The sequence below is a fragment of the Nocardioides marmoriginsengisoli genome, from assembly GCF_003725695.1.
GTDB classification, from domain to species: Bacteria; Actinomycetota; Actinomycetes; order Propionibacteriales; family Nocardioidaceae; genus Marmoricola; species Marmoricola marmoriginsengisoli.
In genome coordinates this window covers 948,938-965,758 of sequence record NZ_RJSE01000007.1, presented here as the reverse complement: position 1 = coordinate 965,758, position 16,821 = coordinate 948,938, and the positions used below count along the sequence as shown (strand labels likewise).

Here is a 16,821-nt window from a genome sequence, read left to right as displayed (position 1 = left end):
ACAAACGCACCCGCGGCGCGCGGACCATGCGGCCAAGAGAAATAACGCGTTCAACTCGACCTTCATATTACATCCATACTTTCTCCAAGTCTGAGTGTGCGGCTCGCGTAGGCTCAATCCCGGCACTGGACTGCATTAGAGCCGCAGTCGCCTTTGGACTGTGACTGCTGAATCCATTCTCCGCCAACCAGAAAAGTTGAACGGATCTCGCTGCTGGCCCCTCAGAGCGTCACTGGCTTCGCGCCCGTGCCGCTCGGCAGCAGACTCCTCACCCAGGTTAAGGGCCGAGCGACTGCGGCGGATCTCCGCCGGAATTGGATCCGAGTCCTACCGCCTAGGAGCGCGCTCTGAGTCGCACCCAGGCTGTTGCGCCAAGACAGTCTCGTACGAGAGACGACTCTCGAGGTTCTCGGATGAAATCGCACCTACAAGCGCGACCGACCGCAGCCGTTCTCGGACGAGCGGGATCAGGTCGGTTTGGACGGGTGAGGTTACAGGAACCCAACGCTGGCGCTGCTGGACAACACCAGCCAACGTTTGGTCACCGAGGCGGGGATATTTGACTGATACGAAGTACAAGTTTTCCGCGAACCCGCGTTCGAGGGTCGATGCGACTCGTGCGTCAGTTCTGGCGAAGTGTCTGGCGAGTTGGTGGAGCGAGGGCGCATCCTTGGGCTCGCTCATCGGGAGGCTTTTCAGTCGCGCGTGTGCGTTCTCACTTTCGGAGCAGGCCAGTCCCCCATCGCCGACGAGGCCGCCGAGATTGCGACTGGATCGCTGCAACAGCTTGTAGGTGTATTCACGATCGCGGAACCGGTCGACGAGACCCGGCGCTGCCGATTCGGCGTGACCGGCAGCCTCATGAGTCATCCCGATTTGGGAGTGGAGGATCCGGCGCAGGTTGAGCGCGTTGGGGAATCTCGACAGGTCTATGAGCATGTTGTGTTGCGCCTGGAGGACTCCGGCCATCCCCGGCAGCGCCGGCCCCTCGATGGCGGCCGGCTGTGGGTGCCATCCACGAGCGTCAACAGAGAAGTTGGGGGGCTGCTCAGCTGCGAACTGTGAGCAGGCTTCAGCCGCGCGTTCGAGCCGGCCCGGGTTCTTGAAGTGCACCCAGCCAGGCACATTGCTGTAACGCCGGTCGAGGATCACGAGTCCCCTCGCGATGTCGGCGGCGTCTTTGAGAACTGCTCTGCTTTCGTCGCCATCGAGGCGTGTGTGGTCGATGTCTGCACCGAAGTCGTGTTCCCCCAGCGCGGATGCGGCCGCCGCCTGACGCCAAGTCTCGACCAGGGCGTTGGGGTGGCGGCTTGCGATTTCGTTGATGGTCGGAAGAGGCACGGCGATGGAGCGGACCGTCTCCCCGAGTTGATAGCGCAAGTTGCGGGCCGGGCCTCGGTCCTCGAGCGTGGCGATGAACTTGGGAGCTGACGCCTCCGTGGCCTGGTGACACCACAACAAGGTGGCGTGACGAAAGCGTTGAATCTGCTCCCCCATCACCCGTCGTTCCTCAACAGTCGTCGACTCCGGAACGGTGTGCATCCCCGGACCGCCCAGAGGTTGAAGGATTCGGTGCCGACGCAATAGTTCAATCATCGCAGTTCGCAACTCCGTGGTGGTCTCGCCGTAGGTCATGACCGTGTGTCCGTCTCGCGAGCAGCGATCAACATGGCGAGACAGAGTTCGAGCCCAAGTGGGTCGATCTCGTGTGACTCCAGTTCGGCGATGGCCTGGTGGGCGATCGTGTAGAGGGCTGTCGGATCGGTGATCGGGAGTCCGGTGGTTGGTGAGAACACCCCGCCGTGGAGTTCATCGAGTTCGAGGAGCACGCGCTCGTACTCCATTGACCCGTCGAAGGTCAGGGCCCTGTCGGCGAGGGCGGTCACATACGACCTGGCCTCGGCGAGCAGGACTGCGTGAGGCAGCAACATCAGAGATTCCCTTTCGTTGTGGCGTCGCTTGGTGCGCCGGTTTCACCGTCGGCGCGATTGGCTCCCGGCGTCGGATCGGTCGAGGTACTTGTGGACAGACCGGCCGGAGCACGCCGTGTAGAGACGGACAGGTTGATGAGCCGTCGTCCAACTGCCCGGCTGATGCCGAGCGATTCGAATGCCTCGTTGTTCGAGAGTCCGTCCTCGGTGATCCGGATCAGGGCAGCACCAGCCCGCGCCTCAGCGTCGGCGACAGCACGCTCGGCCGAGCCGAGCGCAGTTATCGCTCGGCGGCCCTCGCGGACCGCCGAGTTGATCCGAGTCCGCCGGGCGGAGCCGATCGGGCTGCCCGCGTCGGCTTCTGCGATCAGCCGCGTGACTCGCGTCGACGCTTCGCGTTGTCGGGCCCTGAGCGCTTTCGTCGTTTCGCTACCCATCAGTTCCTCCGATCAGCGACTTGTCATTCGTGACAAGCACCCCACGGACCCGCCACTGGACAGCGATCGCGAGGAAGCTGCCTCACTGCGCTCGAAAGGAGAACTGCCACACACCTCATGCACTGCGTGAGCGGAGCAGGCTCCGTCCAACCCAAACGCGGCGTGTCCACTGACCCGGACGTGAGGCGCTTGGTGCGGGTGTGATGGGGCTGAAGAAGTTGACTGCCGGCGACGGGTACACCTACCTGACCCGACAGGTCGCGGCGCACGACGCGACCGAGAAGGGTCACGGCAGCCTCGGGGAGTACTACGACGCGAAGGGCGAATCGCCCGGGCAATGGCTCGGTAGCGGCCTCACCGGGCTGGGCATGGAGCCGGGCGCGACCGTGACTGCCGAACAGATGAAGGAACTGTTCGGCCTTGGCAGGCACCCCGACGCCGGGTCGCTCCAGGCCGCTGTCGCGGCACGCGGTGGGAGCAAGTCACAGGTCGAGGCGGCAGCTACCTTGGGGCGCCGGTTCCCGGTGTTCTTGGCTGCCTCTTCGTTCAACGTGCAGGTAGCTAGGGCCTTCACTGCCTTCAACATCGATCGCGGTACTAAGTGGAATGCCGTGATCCCGCTTGCAGAGCGGGCCCGGATCCGCACGGACATCGGGACAGCGATGTTCACCGAGCGGCACGGCCGCACACCCACGGATTCTCGCGAGCTGGCCGGGTCAATCTCCCGTGCGTCCCGACAGGCCACCAGCGCCGTTGCCGGCTATGACCTCACGTTCTCCCCTGTGAAGTCGATCTCGACGCTCTGGGCTCTGGCACCGGTCGAGGTGGCAGAGCAGATCCGGGCGGCTCACGATGCCGCGGTCGCCGACACGATTGGGTGGATTGAACGCGAGGTCGCGTTCACCCGGGTTGGCCGGGCCGGTGCCCGGCAGGTGCGAGTTCGCGGGCTGATCGCTGCGGCGTTCACGCACCGCGACAGTAGGGCCGGCGATCCGGACCTCCATACGCACGTTGCGCTGAGCAACAAGGTCCAGGCCGAGGACGGGCGCTGGCTGGCCCTGGACGGTCGGCTGCTCTACAAGGCCAACGTTGCCGCGTCCGAGCGCTACAACACCCGCATCGAAGCCGAGCTGACCGCGCGCCTGGGCCTGGAGTTCGTCGAGGCTTCGGGCCCGGTCGACAAGCGACCGATTCGTGAGATCGCGGGGGTTAGCTTGGCGCTGGCAGCTTGGTGGTCGCGTCGGCGCCGCGACGTCGAGATCCGTCGCTCGGCGTTGGCTGCTGAGTTTCAGGATCGACATGGTCGTCCCCCGACCGCAGTCGAGGCGATCTCCCTGGCAGATCAGGCAGCCCTGGAAACCCGGGACGCCAAGCACGCACCACGCAGTGAGGCCGAACAGCGCGCGAACTGGCGTCACGAGGCCGAAGCCGTGATGGGCGGGCCCGCAGAAGTCGCCGAGATGCTCAAACGAGCATCCGGACGCAGATCACGCGGCGAACGGCTGACGAAGTCCTGGATTGAGGAAGCTGCAGCCGCGACAATCAGTGCTGTCGAAGGGTCCCGCGCGACCTGGCAGGTGTGGCACCTTCAGGCCGAAGCCGAGAGGCAGGCCCGGGCTGGCGGTATCGCCCGAAGCCAACTCGACGAAGCCGTCGCGAGCGTCGTCAATACGGCTATCGCCACGTCCCTGCGGCTTGGCGCCCCTGACCCGATCACCGAACCCGCGGCTCTCACCCGATCAAACGGCGAGAGCGTCTACGCGATCCACGGCGAAACCCGCTACACATCGCCGGGCGTAATGGCAGCCGAGCAACAACTGCTCGCGGCTGCGCACCTGACGGGGTATCGCGCCCTCAGCGACGTCCGCGGCGAGATCGCCGTCGCGGGAGCAGGCGCCGACGGGTTCGACCTCAACGATGCCCAGGCCGCGATGGTTCGCGACCTCGCCACTTCAGGTGCCGCGGTCCAGCTTGCCCTGGCTCCGGCGGGAACAGGAAAGACCACCACGATGAGTGTCCTGGCCCAGGCGTGGGCAGCCTCAGGGGGCCAGGTGATCGGGCTCGCGCCGTCAGCCCAAGCCGCCCACGAGCTCGGCAACGCGATTGGCGGGCACACCGACACCCTCGCCAAGCTCACCTGGACCCTCGCTAACGCTCCCGCTGAGCAGTGGCCGGCCTGGGTCACCGGGATCGGCCCGACAACGATGGTGATCCTCGACGAGGCCGGTCAGGCATCAACCACCGAGTTGGCCGCCGCGGTCAGCTACATCACCGGTCGCGGGGGCGTCGTGCGCCTAGTCGGCGACGACCAGCAACTCGCATCCGTCGGAGCCGGCGGAGTCCTTCGCGACATCCAGCACGAACTCGGCGCGTCAACGCTTTCGGAGGTGCGTCGGTTCCGCGACCCGGCCGAGGCAGCCGCCACCCTGGCCGTACGCGAAGGCGACGCAGGCGCAGTCGGCTTCTACGCCGACAACACCCGAATCCACGTCGGCGACATCGGCGCAGTCACCGACCAGGCCTACGACGCCTGGGCCACCGATCGCCACGCTGGACTCGACACCATCCTGCTCGCCCCAACCCGTGACCTGGTGACCCGACTCAACACGCGAGCCCGTGCCGACCGGATCCAATCCATCCCTGCAGCAGATCGCGGGCAAGAGGTTCGACTCGCGGATGGGAACCGGGCATCGGCCGGCGACGTAATCGTCACCCGACGAAACGAACGCAGGATCACGGTGTCGAACAGCAACTGGGTCAAGAACGGCGACCGCTGGAGCATCACCGCGGTCAATCCTGATCGCAGCCTCGTAGCCAGACACCTAGAACTTGGCCGAACAGTGACCCTCCCCGCCTCCTACGTGGCTGAGCACGTCCGACTGGGCTACGCGACCACCGTGCACGGTGCCCAAGGCATGACCACCGACACCGCCCACGTCGTCGCCACCGGGGAGGAATCACGACAGACCCTCTACGTCGGACTCTCCCGCGGCCGCGACGCCAACCACGTCTATCTCGCCAACGCCCACGACGGCGACCCGCACAGCCTCATCGGACCCGAAGCCCTGAGGCCGCCGACCGCGATCGACGTCCTGACCAACGTCCTAGAACGAGATGGCTCCCAACGCTCCGCGACCACCACCCGCCGCGAAGCCGACGCTCCTGCCGTTCAGTTCCACGAAGCGGTGATGAGGTATCACGACGCACTCGGATTCGCGGCCGAGCAGACTCTCAGCCCCGATATCCTGAGGTCCACCGACGCAGAACTGGAGGCCATCTGGCCCGGGCTCACCTCCGAACCGGCATACCCAAACCTCCGCGGACACCTCGCTCTGATCGCCCTCGACGGCACCGACCCGGTCGCAGCAGTCCTCGACGCCGCCGGCTCCCAAGAACTCGCCACGTCTGAGGACCGAGCAGCCGTACTCGACTGGCGCATCGACGACAGTTCGACTGAGGGGCCACTCCCCTGGCTCGACGGCATTCCACGTGGCTTGTCGGACCACACCACCTGGGGTCCCTACCTCGAAGCACGCTCAACCCGAGTCGCATGCCTGGCCGCAATCGTTCGTGACCGGGCGTGTGCCTGGACGCCTAGCGGCACCCCGACGTGGGCTGCCGCACTAACCGCAGCTGAGCACACCGATCTGCGGGGCGACCTCGCCGTGTGGCGGGCTGCCATGGCAGTACCCGACGACGATTCCCGCGCCACCGGACCCCGCCAGTCCGGAACCACCGCCGCCGGTCATCAAAGGGAACTCAAGCGTCGCCTCAGTGCTTCCACCGTTGGTGGCGGAGCTGACCTGACTGTGCTCGACCTTCTACCCGACGACGTTCGTCGCGATCCGCAGTTCGAGCGTCTCGCCGAACGCATCGCAGATCTTGAGGCCGCGGGCGTTGACGTAGTCGCGCTCCTCGATCAAGCCTTGAGCCAGCCGCATCCATTGCCTGACGAGCGCAGCGCCGATGCACTTTGGTGGAGGATCGTCCGGCACCTCGGACCAGCCGCCCTCCGCGCCACCACCGACTCGGCCGCAAACCTTCGCCCCGCTTGGTCGGCACACCTGACTGAGCGACTCGGCAACGAAACCGCCACCCGAGTCATGGTCGACGGCATGTGGCCTGCGCTCGTCGCTGCCCTTCACGCTCGCCCGACGGAGTGGACCGCAGAGCAGCTCATCGACGCCGCGCTTGCCGGAGACCGGAGTGAAGTTGCCCCCGAAGCTCTGTGCGCAGCACTGGTCTGGCGAGTGGCCACAATGATTGATGAACCCCCCGAAGACGGATTGGAACCACCGGAAGGCGTCTACACCCCGGCGCTCGCGGAGGAACGCGCCACCGAACTTCTCTCCCCCACCGCACCGTCTCCAGAGTCGGCCACCAGCGTGGACCGGATCATCGCCCTGAACCAGATGGCGCTCGACCACTTCACCCAGATGTACCCGCGCTCCTGGGCGCCTGACTATCTGCGCGAGCGGCTCAGCACCGACCTGTCCGACGAACCACGATTCGCAGTCGGATACGCACCACCGGGGCCGACAAGCCTCATCCAGCACCTCACAGCCATCGGCGCCAGCCCAGAAGAACTCGTAGAAGCCGGCCTGGCCCGTCGCACTGATCGCGGACGCCTGGTCGACGCATTCCGCGACCGCCTCGTCTTCCCGATCTACTCCGGTCTGCAACTCGTCGGGTTCATCGGACGCCGAAACCCGACCAAGAACGACGCCGAGTACGCCGGACCGAAGTACCTCAACACCCGAACAACCGCCGCCTTCACCAAGGGTGAGCAACTCTTCGGGCTCGCCGAAGGAACCCGAGAGCTCGAGGCCGGAGCCAGACCGGTCCTCGTTGAGGGTCCGTTCGACGCCATCGCAGTGACCATCGCGGCAGGTAGGTCAGCAGTCGGAATCGCACCGCTCGGAACCGCGTTCACCGAGTCTCAGGCCGCACAGTTCAAGCCCTACTTCGCCGCCGACCATTCGCGGATTGTCGTTGCAACAGACCCCGACTCCGCCGGCTGGCTCTCAGCCCAACGAGCCTTTTGGCGACTTGCCGCCCTCGGCGCCGACCCCCGACACCTTGCAATGCCTGACGGCGTTGATCCGGCCGATCTCCTTCGCACAGAGGGACCGACTTCACTGGCCGATCGACTCGGGAATACCGACATCCTCGGAGCCAGCATCCTCGACCGAATGCTCGACGATCACGCCACCGGCCTCAGCGACGCAGCGGCTCGAATATGGCTCGCCCGAGATACCGCCCGCGTCATAAGCGCACTCCCACCCGGCCGCTGGATCGACCAGATCGAACGAGTCAACGAGTCCCTCACACTTCCGCCAGGAATGCTCCACATGGAAGTCATCGACGCCAGCAATCAGTGGGCAGAGAACCCCGAACGATTTGCGCTACGGGAACTCGCCACGCTCCGACGCCGCACCGAAGCCGCGGTCAGCGCCACGCACTCGAACGCACCGCGACTGTTGGTGAAAGCCGGCCAGCGATCGCCGGACGGGATACCGCCCACTCCACCGCGGGCCGAGTCTCGAGCGGTCCGCCGATGACCAGTTGCAATAGCCGCTGAGCCAGGCCCACGCCAGCCCCGCATGCATCCTCGATGCAAACGGCGGACTCCACCGATCCCGCTCCCCGAACTTTTCAGCGCCGACGAAATAGAGCACGAAACTGTGACTTTCAGGGTTGGCCACCTACGTTCTTCGGCACTCACAGGAGCGGGAGACAATCTCCGTATGGCAAAGGAGACTGAGGCACCGGTAAACGCGTACGGCAGGGCGTGCTTCCTATGCCACCGAGAGCTAGTGCCGCGAGGGCGCGGCGACGACGACACGATCGAGTCGACTGACAGGGTCCGAGCGGCGGATGAAGACGTCATCCCGAAGTGGCTCATGCGTATGTTCTCCCTCGGCGGCGCGTCCGCCCAACTGCCGAACGGCCAGCTCTTTGGCTACGGGCAGCGCAAGGTGCCGTGTTGCTTCGAGTGCAACCAGAGGATGTCCGCACACCTCGAACAGCCAGTTCGGGCCGCGATCGCTGACGGCGTCGAGGCCGTCCGGGCCCTGGATGCGCTCACCCTGACTCTGTGGATGGCCAAGCTCTACTACGGGAGCAGGTTCTTCGAGACCCGGTTCCGAACCGATGTCGCCAATTTGAACTCACCCCAGATGCTCGACCACGCCGACTTGCTAGGTCGCAACGACTACCTCCGGCGCCTTCTCCTCGCCACGCCCGCGACACTCACCGTCGTGACACCGCCCGGGACCGTATTCGTATTCCGCGCCGGCGTGCCCAGCACCGAGGACACTCGCTTCGACTTCTTCGTGTCCGCGTTCGCAGGAGTCGACCTCGTCACCGTCCGTGCTGGTCAGACTTTTATCGTCGCGGTGTTTGGCGACAACGGCTATTGGGCCCAAGCCTTCGGCGGGATTCAGATCGTCGAGCACCTACTCGCAGCGACGACCCTCCATCCAGACCAGTGCACCGAGATCTCGCTCTGGCTCGCCAGCACTGCCGCTGGCTACGAAACGACCGGCTCGTGGGACGTCGTCACCATCGCCGAACCTGTCGGCGATAAGCCAGAGATAGCGTCTGCCACCCCTAGCCCGGGTGGGGAAACCGCAACGATCTTCAGTTCCAACTTTCGGGTCGCCCCCAATGGCGCATCCCCCGGTGACGTTCAAGCACTGCGAGTCAACACGTTTCTGACCCGACTCGGATACGCGCCTACCCCAGAAGAGCTGGAGCGCGCGACATCCGGGGAATTTGCCCCGACGCTGCTCATCAACGCCCGAACCGACGAACCCGTCCATGCGACCTGCTTCGAGCTCAGATGCCCCGGCCTGTACCGAATGGCCGGCTGGACCACCAACCTGCCGACTTGCTCGTACTGTGGCGCACAGAGCGAGCACGAACAGCACCCGGGCACCAGCAAATGAGCCGATCGGCCTCGCAAACCTGTCAGATACATGTTCGAGGACTCAGCTCGCGGTGAACAGCTCCCGCGCCTCCTCAAAGTCGTCTGCGATGCGTCGCGACCGTTTCGTGAAGACCAGTTCCCCGCGACTATCCCGGTCAGTCCAATACCGGCCCTCGAGCCGCCGAGCGGGACAGCCACTGATGTCCAACACCGTAGACCCGTGATGCATGCGGCTGCGATGCTCAACGCTCGACTTCGGACGGTTCAGGTAGAGGTAGTCCAGAACCGCACTGCCGTCGGGAACCGACACCGAAGCAAGCGACGACCTCGACTGCGACTCATCGGTGATCAACCGCACCGAGACCGACGATGCTGTCTGCCGCACCACCAGGAACGCCGCCTTTTCCAGCACCTTCACGCCGGTCCCAGGATCAACCCAGAAGGACGTCAGCACACCCTCCCAGGTCCCGCGCACCGAACGCGGAACTCCAGGAATCCGTTGAAACCACGGCAGCCGCCACAGCCACAAGTCCCATGCACTCAAGACAACCGTGGCAATGAAGACGCCGGCCGAGAAGAACCGCAGCCACCCAATCTCTAGTCGACCGCTGGTCACCCATGTCCCAGCGAGCAGCACGCCGAGCATCGCAGCAGCAACGACACGAACCACCACGTTCCGGCTCATGACAGCCCCAGGTACGACCACGCGTCCGCGGCAAACTGACGAGCCCCACCGCGTGTCCACTTCTGCTCGTCATGGAACAAGAACTTGCACCCGTTCACCTCGTACCACCTGTCGCCCTCATCCGTCGGCTCGGGCCCGTCAAGCTCGTTGTACACGTGGCCCAAGATGCCACGCACGACATCGGTCCAAGTGCCCCGCGTCAGATAGGCATTCGGGGTGTTGTAAACCAGGCACTCCATCAGGAACGACGGCACCTCGATGCCACCGGCCGTGACCATCGCGTTCTCCAGCCGCTTCACAACCCGGACGGCCTTCTTATACCGAAGATTCGTCGATGTGTTCTTCGTCTTGCCGTTCGACAACTGCTGCTCCGGGTAGTTCACCAAGCTCCGACCGTCTGTTTTGATGACCTTCGCCCCGTCCCGATAACGACCACTCGACATGTAGTAGCGGTAGTCGAAACACGGCACAACGTCGGCTTCCACCCGAGCTGACCCAGAGTCGATGCGGAAGGCCGTCGACCCGCTCGAGTCCACTTGGCCGGGAAACTTGGCCTCTAGCGCAGTCTTCAACTCCGAACGCAAGAGCGCAGGTGTCCATCTCCCTGTATACGGTCCCGCAGACGAAGTCCGAGTATCAGGAACAGCCTCCTGCCAGTAAATGACGTCCGTGCACTGCACCGCGATATCCACGTCGCTATCGGCGCGCACGTTGGTGTTGTTCGCGTAGGACCCCTTAGCGTAAATCCGTAGGCTGCAGTCGCTGAACCCCGGATGGGCCCGCACGGCCTCCTTGATCATCCGCTCAGTTCGATCTTGCTTGTCTTGCTCCGTCGTGCTCGACGGACCAGTCCAACCGGACAACTTCGATTCAAGGGCACTCATCGCACACGCTCCTTCAGCCCAAACCCGCAGTACAAATGGACTACCCGAGCGCGCCCAAGTTGGCCCGCACGCTGTCCGAACCTAGACCCACCCTCCGACACAGCGCGGGCTGTGTCATATCCCCGCTTCTCGATAGACAACTCTCGTTGCAGTCCGAGATCACTGCTGAAGGTGCACTCCAGGGCTTGGGCGGTGCGGATGTGGCGCTCAATGAGGGTGGAGATTCGTTTGTGTCAGGTCGGTGCGGCGATCCGGTCCAAGGCGACGCCGGCGACGGCCGCGGTTGTGGCGCGTCCGGCGCGCAGCGAGTGGGCAGTGCCCCGCTCGGCGGCCAGCCCTGCGGTCCTGGCGCGTTTGCCGAGCACGATCGAGACCGCCTCACCGGAGATCGGCTATCGAGTGGCGACGCAGCGGGGCATGGCGGCGAAGAGCCGGCCCGGGTCGCGTCCTCGTTCTCTTCTCATGTCGGAGTTCGATCGAACATCCCATCGACTGGGCCCGGCATGGTCGCTTCAGCAGACTGGGTCAGCGTTCGCTCGCTAAAGGCCGACGTGGTTCGCGCTGCGGCCGGACGTGGTCAACAAGCATCAGGGTGAGGTTCGTTCGCCGGTTCCCCGTCCCTTGCAGCTGCACGGTGAGGTCGCCGATCTGGGTGAGGATCTGGAGCGGGACATCGCGTTCGGGAACCTTATCGAGGAGCGGGTGCTCGGTGTCCGCGACTCGCATCTTGTCGCTGAGGCCGCGGATGCGTCCGGTTACTCGCCAGAAATGCCATCCACCGCGATCGGTACGCTTGAGATTGATCAGCAGCCAATGGTGGGTGCTGTCTGCATCGGCGAGCTGGCGGACCACAACGGCTTGGGAGACGCCAAGTCGGACGGCAGCCTCGCGGATATCGGCGATATTTGGGGTGAGGTCCCGAAGTCTACGGATCTCGGCGCTAGGAACGAGTAGGTGCCCGGCGATCGCGTCTGCCAGCCGTTCCTCTGGCCTGGCATCCCGGTACGGCTGGCCGTGAGGGTGGGCGCCGTCTCGACCGTGGCCGAGGTAGATGTGTGCGAGTTCGTGGGCGAGCGTGAACCGCTGCCGTGTTGCCTTCTGGTTGGCCTGGAGTGCGATCTCGGGCCCGGCAGTAGTCCAAGTGGTGTGCCCAAGTCTGTCGAGGGTCGGATCGACGCGGATGGACGAGACGCCAAGGACGCTGGCGATTTCCTCCAGGTCCGGGTTGCTGCGGCAGCGCGCGAGGTTCCGGAGTCGTTCGGCAATGGCTGCGGCGTCAGGTGCAGGGCCGGCGGGGAGCGGATTGTTGATCATGGGCGCCCCAGGTTGACTTTCCAGAACGTGAGCCACGCCCGGGCATCGCCGAAGTGGGCACGGCTGACACCGGCTCCGGCGAGCGACTCGCGATACCGCACGACCCGGGCTTCGTGAACCATCCGCCGGAACTCGCGCTGGTTCAGCTCGAGGAACTCGTTTGAAATCTCCGCGAAGTTCAGTTCGCGCTCGGTCAGCGGATTGACCTTGCGCCAGCCGGGCGGAAGTTCGCCGGTTGCGGCCTCGGTGTGGCGGGTGAAGTCCTGGAACAGGGACGGCTGGTCCCACTCTTCGACGAACTCGTCGTCCTGGTCGTCCTCTACGACGTCGCCCTTGCCGTCGACCGACGGCTTGTCCGCGATCGATGTGTCCTCGGCGCCGGGCTCGGACTCCTGTGCGGCTTCGGCAGGCTTCTCGAACTGGTCGGGACCGTAGAGCAGGTCGTTCAGGGCCGTGCAGATGTCCTCAAGCTCGGTCTGGGTGGCCGCGCGGAAGGATGTCATGCTTGTGCAGATGAGCCGGACTCGGTAGTCGGGGTGGTCGGGCACCTCGAGGGTGAGACCGCTGTCGAGCGCGAACCGGTAGGCCTGGGAGTACTCGTCGTATGTCTCCATCGAGTTCGTCGCCTTGAGCCGGCGTCGCGCGGCTCGGGCGCGGAGGGCGTCGCGGCGACGGATGAGGGCCCGTTCGACTTCGGTCGCCATGCTGGCATCGGTGATGTAGGTGACCCGGGTGGGGTCGGGGTCCCCCACGATGGCGGCAAGCGGCGTGATGTCGGTGCAAGCTTCGGCGACGAAGATCACCGCGGGGTGGCTGCGTGCGGCTTCGCCGAGGAGGATACCGACGCCGTGGGCGGCCGGGTCGAGGAGCGCGATGACGATGTCGGCGCGCGCGATCTTGTCTACATCATCCTGGACGACGACGGCGGGATCGCGGCCGCTGGGCGGGCCGGTGCACGGGGCGTGGACGGCATAGCCGTGACGCTCGAGGACGAGCTTGACGGCGGTGGCGCGGCTGCGGACGGCCTTGATTTTCATCTCCTCGCCGTCGGTCATCGCGCCGATGATGACGGCGAACAGTTGAATCGCGGGTTGTGGTTCGAGGTGATCCTCGTACCAGTCGAGGAGCGGTCCTTGGCTCCCACTGTTCCGAGCTTGGTCGAGGGCAGGCGGGAATGTCTGGTCGTCGTCCCACTCGATGAAGTGCTGGTTGCGGCCAGCGAGGCTGTCGCTGACAACTGAGGCGTAGAGCCGGCGGAGCTCGGGGTCGTCAAGAAGGTCAGCGAACGCGATGTGGGTGGCGAGTGCAGCCATGACCGACGCGAGCGACTCGAGGCTCGACTCGGCCACTTCGGCACAGGTCCTTCGGTGGGCGTGAGCGATGTTGGTGACCTGGGCTCGGTCGAGGTCGGCGGCCTCGGTCTCGAAGGTGACGTCAGCGCCGACGGGCGCCTCTCGTCCGGCGTGCAGCTTGAGCGCCACGAGGAGGAGCGCGAAGAGCTCGTGCTCCTCAAGATGCTGGACGGTGTGTGCGGTGTTGTCGGCCATGGTCGCCTCGGTGATTCTGCCCGTACGGGCGGTCGGTGTCTGAGACTGGTCGCGGCGACCTCGTTGAGCTGGTTAGGACTGGCGCACGCCCTCCTCGGACCCGGCGGGTCCCAGGATGCGCACGGTCCCGCCGTGCTCAATGAGGTCTGTCAGAACGTTCACGGTGCTGTTGCCTTCTTCTTGGTTGTGGTTTTTCGGGGTGATGCGGAAGGTGACGTTAGCGTCGCCTGCATCCACCACGGCGAGGCTGATGGCGGTTGCCTCGTCGCGGAGCTCGTTCCAGGACCTGGTGGTCCTCGGGTTGTTGTCGGTCACTCGGTAGTCGCCCTTTCGGTTGACGTCCTTGGTCTGCGCCGGGGTGCTGTTAGCTGCGATCAAGGGCGCCGTGACGGGGGGTGTGGTTGGGGAGTGGGTGCGTGAGCGCATCATCAGGCTCGCTCAGCATCTTCGAGTTCGGCGCCGGGCTCTTCGACGCTGGTTCTGTGGACGAATGAACCCGCGATGGTCAGTCCTCCGGGTTCGGCTCCAGGGAGCCGGTGTGTGTGGGACGCGAGGCGGTAGAACCGAACCAGGGCCTTGGCCAGGTCGCTGCGGATGTAGGCAGCGTCCTGCAGTGAGCTTGGGAAGAGAACCGACGGCAGTTCTGTGGTGCCGAAGACGTCTATTCCGCTCATCCGGCCGAGGGTCGCTCGGACATACCAGGCATCTTCTGCGTTCGGGGTGTCGATTTCGAGCGCGTCAACAGATCTGTGTACTGCATCCTCCAACTCTGCTGGCGTAGTTACGGTGACGGCGTCGTCCGGCATGGTCGACCCGTCACGTTCCTTAATCTGCTCTGCAGCGAGTTCGCCGGTGGCGGTCAGCGACCAACTGGCTCGTCGGCCGTACTTAGTCCGCTGAAGGAGCCCCTGACTGGTCAACTTGTTGGTGATGTGGCTGAGCTGAGTTGGGTGCAGCCCGAACTGCTCTGCGATTACGTCGTTGAACACTTCGCTCTTGCTCTCGTCGAGCAGGACGAGAAGGTTCGCTGCGTGAGTGTTCGGCTCGATGCTTCGCGCTGCTTCCCGAGGGATGAGGGCTTGTGCTCCGAGCTGGGCGATGCGTCGCAAGACCTCCAGCTTGGCGCTGGCGACGTCGTCGCCCTGGCGGGCCCGGAGTTCGGCATCGAACGTGGCAAGCGCGCTCTCAAGTTCAGAAACGCCGTCGGAGCCGGTCGTCATCAACGTGTCGACCACTACCGCAGAGAGGCCGTCTATCCAGACGGCATCGACCGTTCCGGTGGTATCGAGCAGCGTGCGTCCTTCCCTGAGGACTTGGACGATGGCTGCACCAACCCTGGCGCTGCCTGTCGGCCTCGCCGTGTCGACGGGACGATTGATCTGGCTGGCCTTGTCGGTTGTGTCTGTGTGCATGATGCTGGAGCGGGCGGGCTTGATGGTCATGAAATTCACCTCCTGTGATGAACTGTCCTGGCATATCAACTATATGTCAAGTATGGTTACGGCATGGAACCAGGTGACGCCTTCGCCGAGGCGTACGACCGTCTGTCCGCGGAGAGCCCGGTATCAGGTGAGCTCCAGAAGTGGAGCTCCGATCCGGGTCGGGACGCGGCTTTCGCTGACGCTCGGGACCAAATCAAGAACACCGGCATGGTCGACGCCGCCACCATCGCCGCGGCCGCCCCGGTCCAGCTGCTCGGCATCCTCTCCGCCCTCGACAAGGCTCTGCAGCGCGGTACACCGATGTCCTTCGCGACCGACCCGCTCTCGATGACCCTGCGGGGCCAGTTCCTGCGTACCGGCAGGTTCAATTCCACGACCGAAGGCGCCGTCCTCCCCCGCTACGTCGAGGCCGGGCGGCCCCGCGCGACTTCAGCGGCCCTGGACGAGGTTTTCCACACCATCAGGGTGTCCACCAGCACCTGGCGACGCTGCACCCAGATCAATCTCCACGCCACCACCCTTCAGCGCTTCGACATCACCGTCGCCGCCGGCGGTCTGGTCCCAGTCGCGCAAATTCCCTTCGCCGCGCCCGGCGAGATCAAACTGGCGCACGAGACGACCGCGGCTGGCGTCGACATCTACACGTGCACGCCGGACCCGACCCTGGAACGTCGGGTCAAGAAGGCGATGGAGGCGTTCCGTGATTCTGGCGCCCAGATCGCGCTCGTCCCAGAGGCAACGCTAGACGATGCCATCCTCGCCTCGTGGCAAGCCACGTGCGCGCCCGGCGGGCCAGACTGGGTCCTGGTCGGCACCGGCAACGTGACCGGCACGCACCCGGGTGTGTCCGCACCGACGCCAGGGGTAGTGACCGCGTCCGGCGTCACCCTGGGTCCCAACCGGGCCGTGCTGCTCGACGGTCGCTCGGGCACTGTCATCGCCGTCCAGGACAAGCGACACGGGTTTACGATCCTGCCCGACTACCGTGCGTCATACGGGCTAGGCACAGCACCGGAGGTCATCCTGGACGAGGGCATGATCCAGGGGAAAAAGTTGACCGTCATCGAGAGCCGCGCTGGCCGGGTCGCCATCCTCGTCTGCGAGGACCTTGACCACCTGACTCAGGACGGTGCAATGCTCCGCGAACTGGGTGTCTCATTGGTTCTAGCGCCGATCGTGGCGCCGCCGATCATCGCCTACCGGTGGCAGCATCAGGCGTCGAACTCGCTGGCCAAGGACATTGGCAGCACCGTCATCACGATCAACAGTCTCGCGCTGGGCCGCGACGAGGAACAGGAAGACCCGAAGACCGGCGACAAGGTGAAGGTGCCCGCGACCACTCTGATGGTTGTGACGCCGATCGCGAACGAGTACACGACCGATCTCGATGCAGTCTCCAACCCGCTCCGCAGGTCCCAGGGGCCGGTGACGGATGCTCTGAGCGTTAGGACGAGCAACCTCCGGACCCCGTGACTTTGACCGCGCCTCGTAGGTAAGGCCTGGCGCAGAACGCCGCAAGAACACGCAGCGCCATGGCACCTTGCCACCACCCCTACGTCTCATTTTGCGGCGTCGTCTGCGAACGCCAGCAGTACGCGCAGTCCGTGCCGCCCTTCAGCCAGCCCACGGACTGACCCGTGGACCAGCCCC

At 65.0% G+C, this 16,821-nt stretch carries 13 protein-coding genes; 3 read left to right on the top strand and 10 right to left on the bottom strand.

All coding sequences use genetic code 11. The features are described from left to right. Positions 1–327: 327 nt before the first annotated feature. From EFK50_RS13225 to EFK50_RS21875, 3 genes are read right to left on the bottom strand one after another with little or no spacing between them, the layout of a single operon-like run. Positions 328–1,635 (bottom strand): hypothetical protein, encoded by a 1,308-nt coding sequence (locus EFK50_RS13225; RefSeq protein WP_148046157.1) that lies wholly within the window; start codon positions 1,633–1,635, stop codon positions 328–330. Continuing rightward, complete coding sequence (locus EFK50_RS13220; RefSeq protein WP_123228001.1) at positions 1,632–1,931, bottom strand: hypothetical protein; 300 nt, start codon at positions 1,929–1,931, stop codon at positions 1,632–1,634. Before EFK50_RS13220 ends, EFK50_RS13225 begins: the two co-directional genes overlap by 4 nt. Further along, entirely contained in the window at positions 1,931–2,368 is a 438-nt protein-coding gene (locus EFK50_RS21875) for a hypothetical protein (RefSeq protein ID WP_148046156.1), read from the bottom strand. Before EFK50_RS21875 ends, EFK50_RS13220 begins: the two co-directional genes overlap by 1 nt. A 203-nt stretch (positions 2,369–2,571) precedes the next feature. Between EFK50_RS21875 and mobF the strand changes: the two genes are divergently transcribed. Then, positions 2,572–7,929, top strand: a complete 5,358-nt coding sequence (gene mobF / locus EFK50_RS13215) for a MobF family relaxase (protein ID WP_148046155.1) — start codon at positions 2,572–2,574, stop codon at positions 7,927–7,929. 186 nt (positions 7,930–8,115) lie between these two features. Beyond that, positions 8,116–9,318, top strand: a complete 1,203-nt coding sequence (locus EFK50_RS13210; RefSeq protein WP_123227999.1) for a hypothetical protein — start codon at positions 8,116–8,118, stop codon at positions 9,316–9,318. Between the two features lie 42 nt (positions 9,319–9,360). Here the strand turns inward: EFK50_RS13210 and EFK50_RS13205 are convergent, their stop codons facing one another. The 7 genes from EFK50_RS13205 to EFK50_RS13180 form a co-directional block, all read right to left on the bottom strand. Further along, on the bottom strand, positions 9,361–9,984 hold the full coding sequence (locus tag EFK50_RS13205; protein WP_148046154.1) for a Cap15 family cyclic dinucleotide receptor domain-containing protein: 624 nt from the start codon (positions 9,982–9,984) through the stop codon (positions 9,361–9,363). Next, complete coding sequence (locus tag EFK50_RS13200; protein ID WP_221177376.1) at positions 9,981–10,784, bottom strand: nucleotidyltransferase domain-containing protein; 804 nt, start codon at positions 10,782–10,784, stop codon at positions 9,981–9,983. Before EFK50_RS13200 ends, EFK50_RS13205 begins: the two co-directional genes overlap by 4 nt. A 317-nt stretch (positions 10,785–11,101) precedes the next feature. Continuing rightward, entirely contained in the window at positions 11,102–11,233 is a 132-nt protein-coding gene (locus EFK50_RS22825) for a hypothetical protein (protein WP_281274027.1), read from the bottom strand. A 160-nt stretch (positions 11,234–11,393) separates the two neighbouring features. Then, positions 11,394–12,182, bottom strand: a complete 789-nt coding sequence (locus EFK50_RS13195; RefSeq protein WP_123227996.1) for an ImmA/IrrE family metallo-endopeptidase — start codon at positions 12,180–12,182, stop codon at positions 11,394–11,396. Then, the gene (locus EFK50_RS13190; RefSeq protein ID WP_123227995.1) at positions 12,179–13,729 is read right to left on the bottom strand and encodes a TIR domain-containing protein; all 1,551 of its coding nucleotides are present in this window, start codon (positions 13,727–13,729) and stop codon (positions 12,179–12,181) included. Before EFK50_RS13190 ends, EFK50_RS13195 begins: the two co-directional genes overlap by 4 nt. 72 nt (positions 13,730–13,801) lie before the next feature. Then, positions 13,802–14,044, bottom strand: coding sequence for a hypothetical protein (locus EFK50_RS13185; RefSeq protein ID WP_123227994.1), 243 nt, complete (start codon positions 14,042–14,044; stop codon positions 13,802–13,804). A gap of 113 nt (positions 14,045–14,157) precedes the next feature. Next, positions 14,158–15,171 carry a helix-turn-helix domain-containing protein gene (locus EFK50_RS13180; protein WP_123227993.1) on the bottom strand — a complete coding sequence of 338 codons (1,014 nt, stop codon included), beginning with the start codon at positions 15,169–15,171 and terminating at the stop codon, positions 14,158–14,160. A gap of 63 nt (positions 15,172–15,234) precedes the next feature. Between EFK50_RS13180 and EFK50_RS13175 the strand changes: the two genes are divergently transcribed. Beyond that, positions 15,235–16,644, top strand: coding sequence for a carbon-nitrogen hydrolase family protein (locus EFK50_RS13175; RefSeq protein WP_123227992.1), 1,410 nt, complete (start codon positions 15,235–15,237; stop codon positions 16,642–16,644). The last annotated feature ends 177 nt before the right edge of the window (positions 16,645–16,821 follow it).

Coding starts and splice junctions, on each gene's coding strand:
- EFK50_RS13225 (WP_148046157.1), bottom strand. CDS start 1,635: ATGACCTACGGCGAGACCACCACGGAGTTGCGAACTGCGATGATTGAA.
- EFK50_RS13220 (WP_123228001.1), bottom strand. CDS start 1,931: ATGTTGCTGCCTCACGCAGTCCTGCTCGCCGAGGCCAGGTCGTATGTG.
- EFK50_RS21875 (WP_148046156.1), bottom strand. CDS start 2,368: ATGGGTAGCGAAACGACGAAAGCGCTCAGGGCCCGACAACGCGAAGCG.
- mobF (WP_148046155.1), top strand. CDS start 2,572: ATGGGGCTGAAGAAGTTGACTGCCGGCGACGGGTACACCTACCTGACC.
- EFK50_RS13210 (WP_123227999.1), top strand. CDS start 8,116: ATGGCAAAGGAGACTGAGGCACCGGTAAACGCGTACGGCAGGGCGTGC.
- EFK50_RS13205 (WP_148046154.1), bottom strand. CDS start 9,984: ATGAGCCGGAACGTGGTGGTTCGTGTCGTTGCTGCTGCGATGCTCGGC.
- EFK50_RS13200 (WP_221177376.1), bottom strand. CDS start 10,784: ATGATCAAGGAGGCCGTGCGGGCCCATCCGGGGTTCAGCGACTGCAGC.
- EFK50_RS13195 (WP_123227996.1), bottom strand. CDS start 12,182: ATGATCAACAATCCGCTCCCCGCCGGCCCTGCACCTGACGCCGCAGCC.
- EFK50_RS13190 (WP_123227995.1), bottom strand. CDS start 13,729: ATGGCCGACAACACCGCACACACCGTCCAGCATCTTGAGGAGCACGAG.
- EFK50_RS13180 (WP_123227993.1), bottom strand. CDS start 15,171: ATGACCATCAAGCCCGCCCGCTCCAGCATCATGCACACAGACACAACC.
- EFK50_RS13175 (WP_123227992.1), top strand. CDS start 15,235: ATGGAACCAGGTGACGCCTTCGCCGAGGCGTACGACCGTCTGTCCGCG.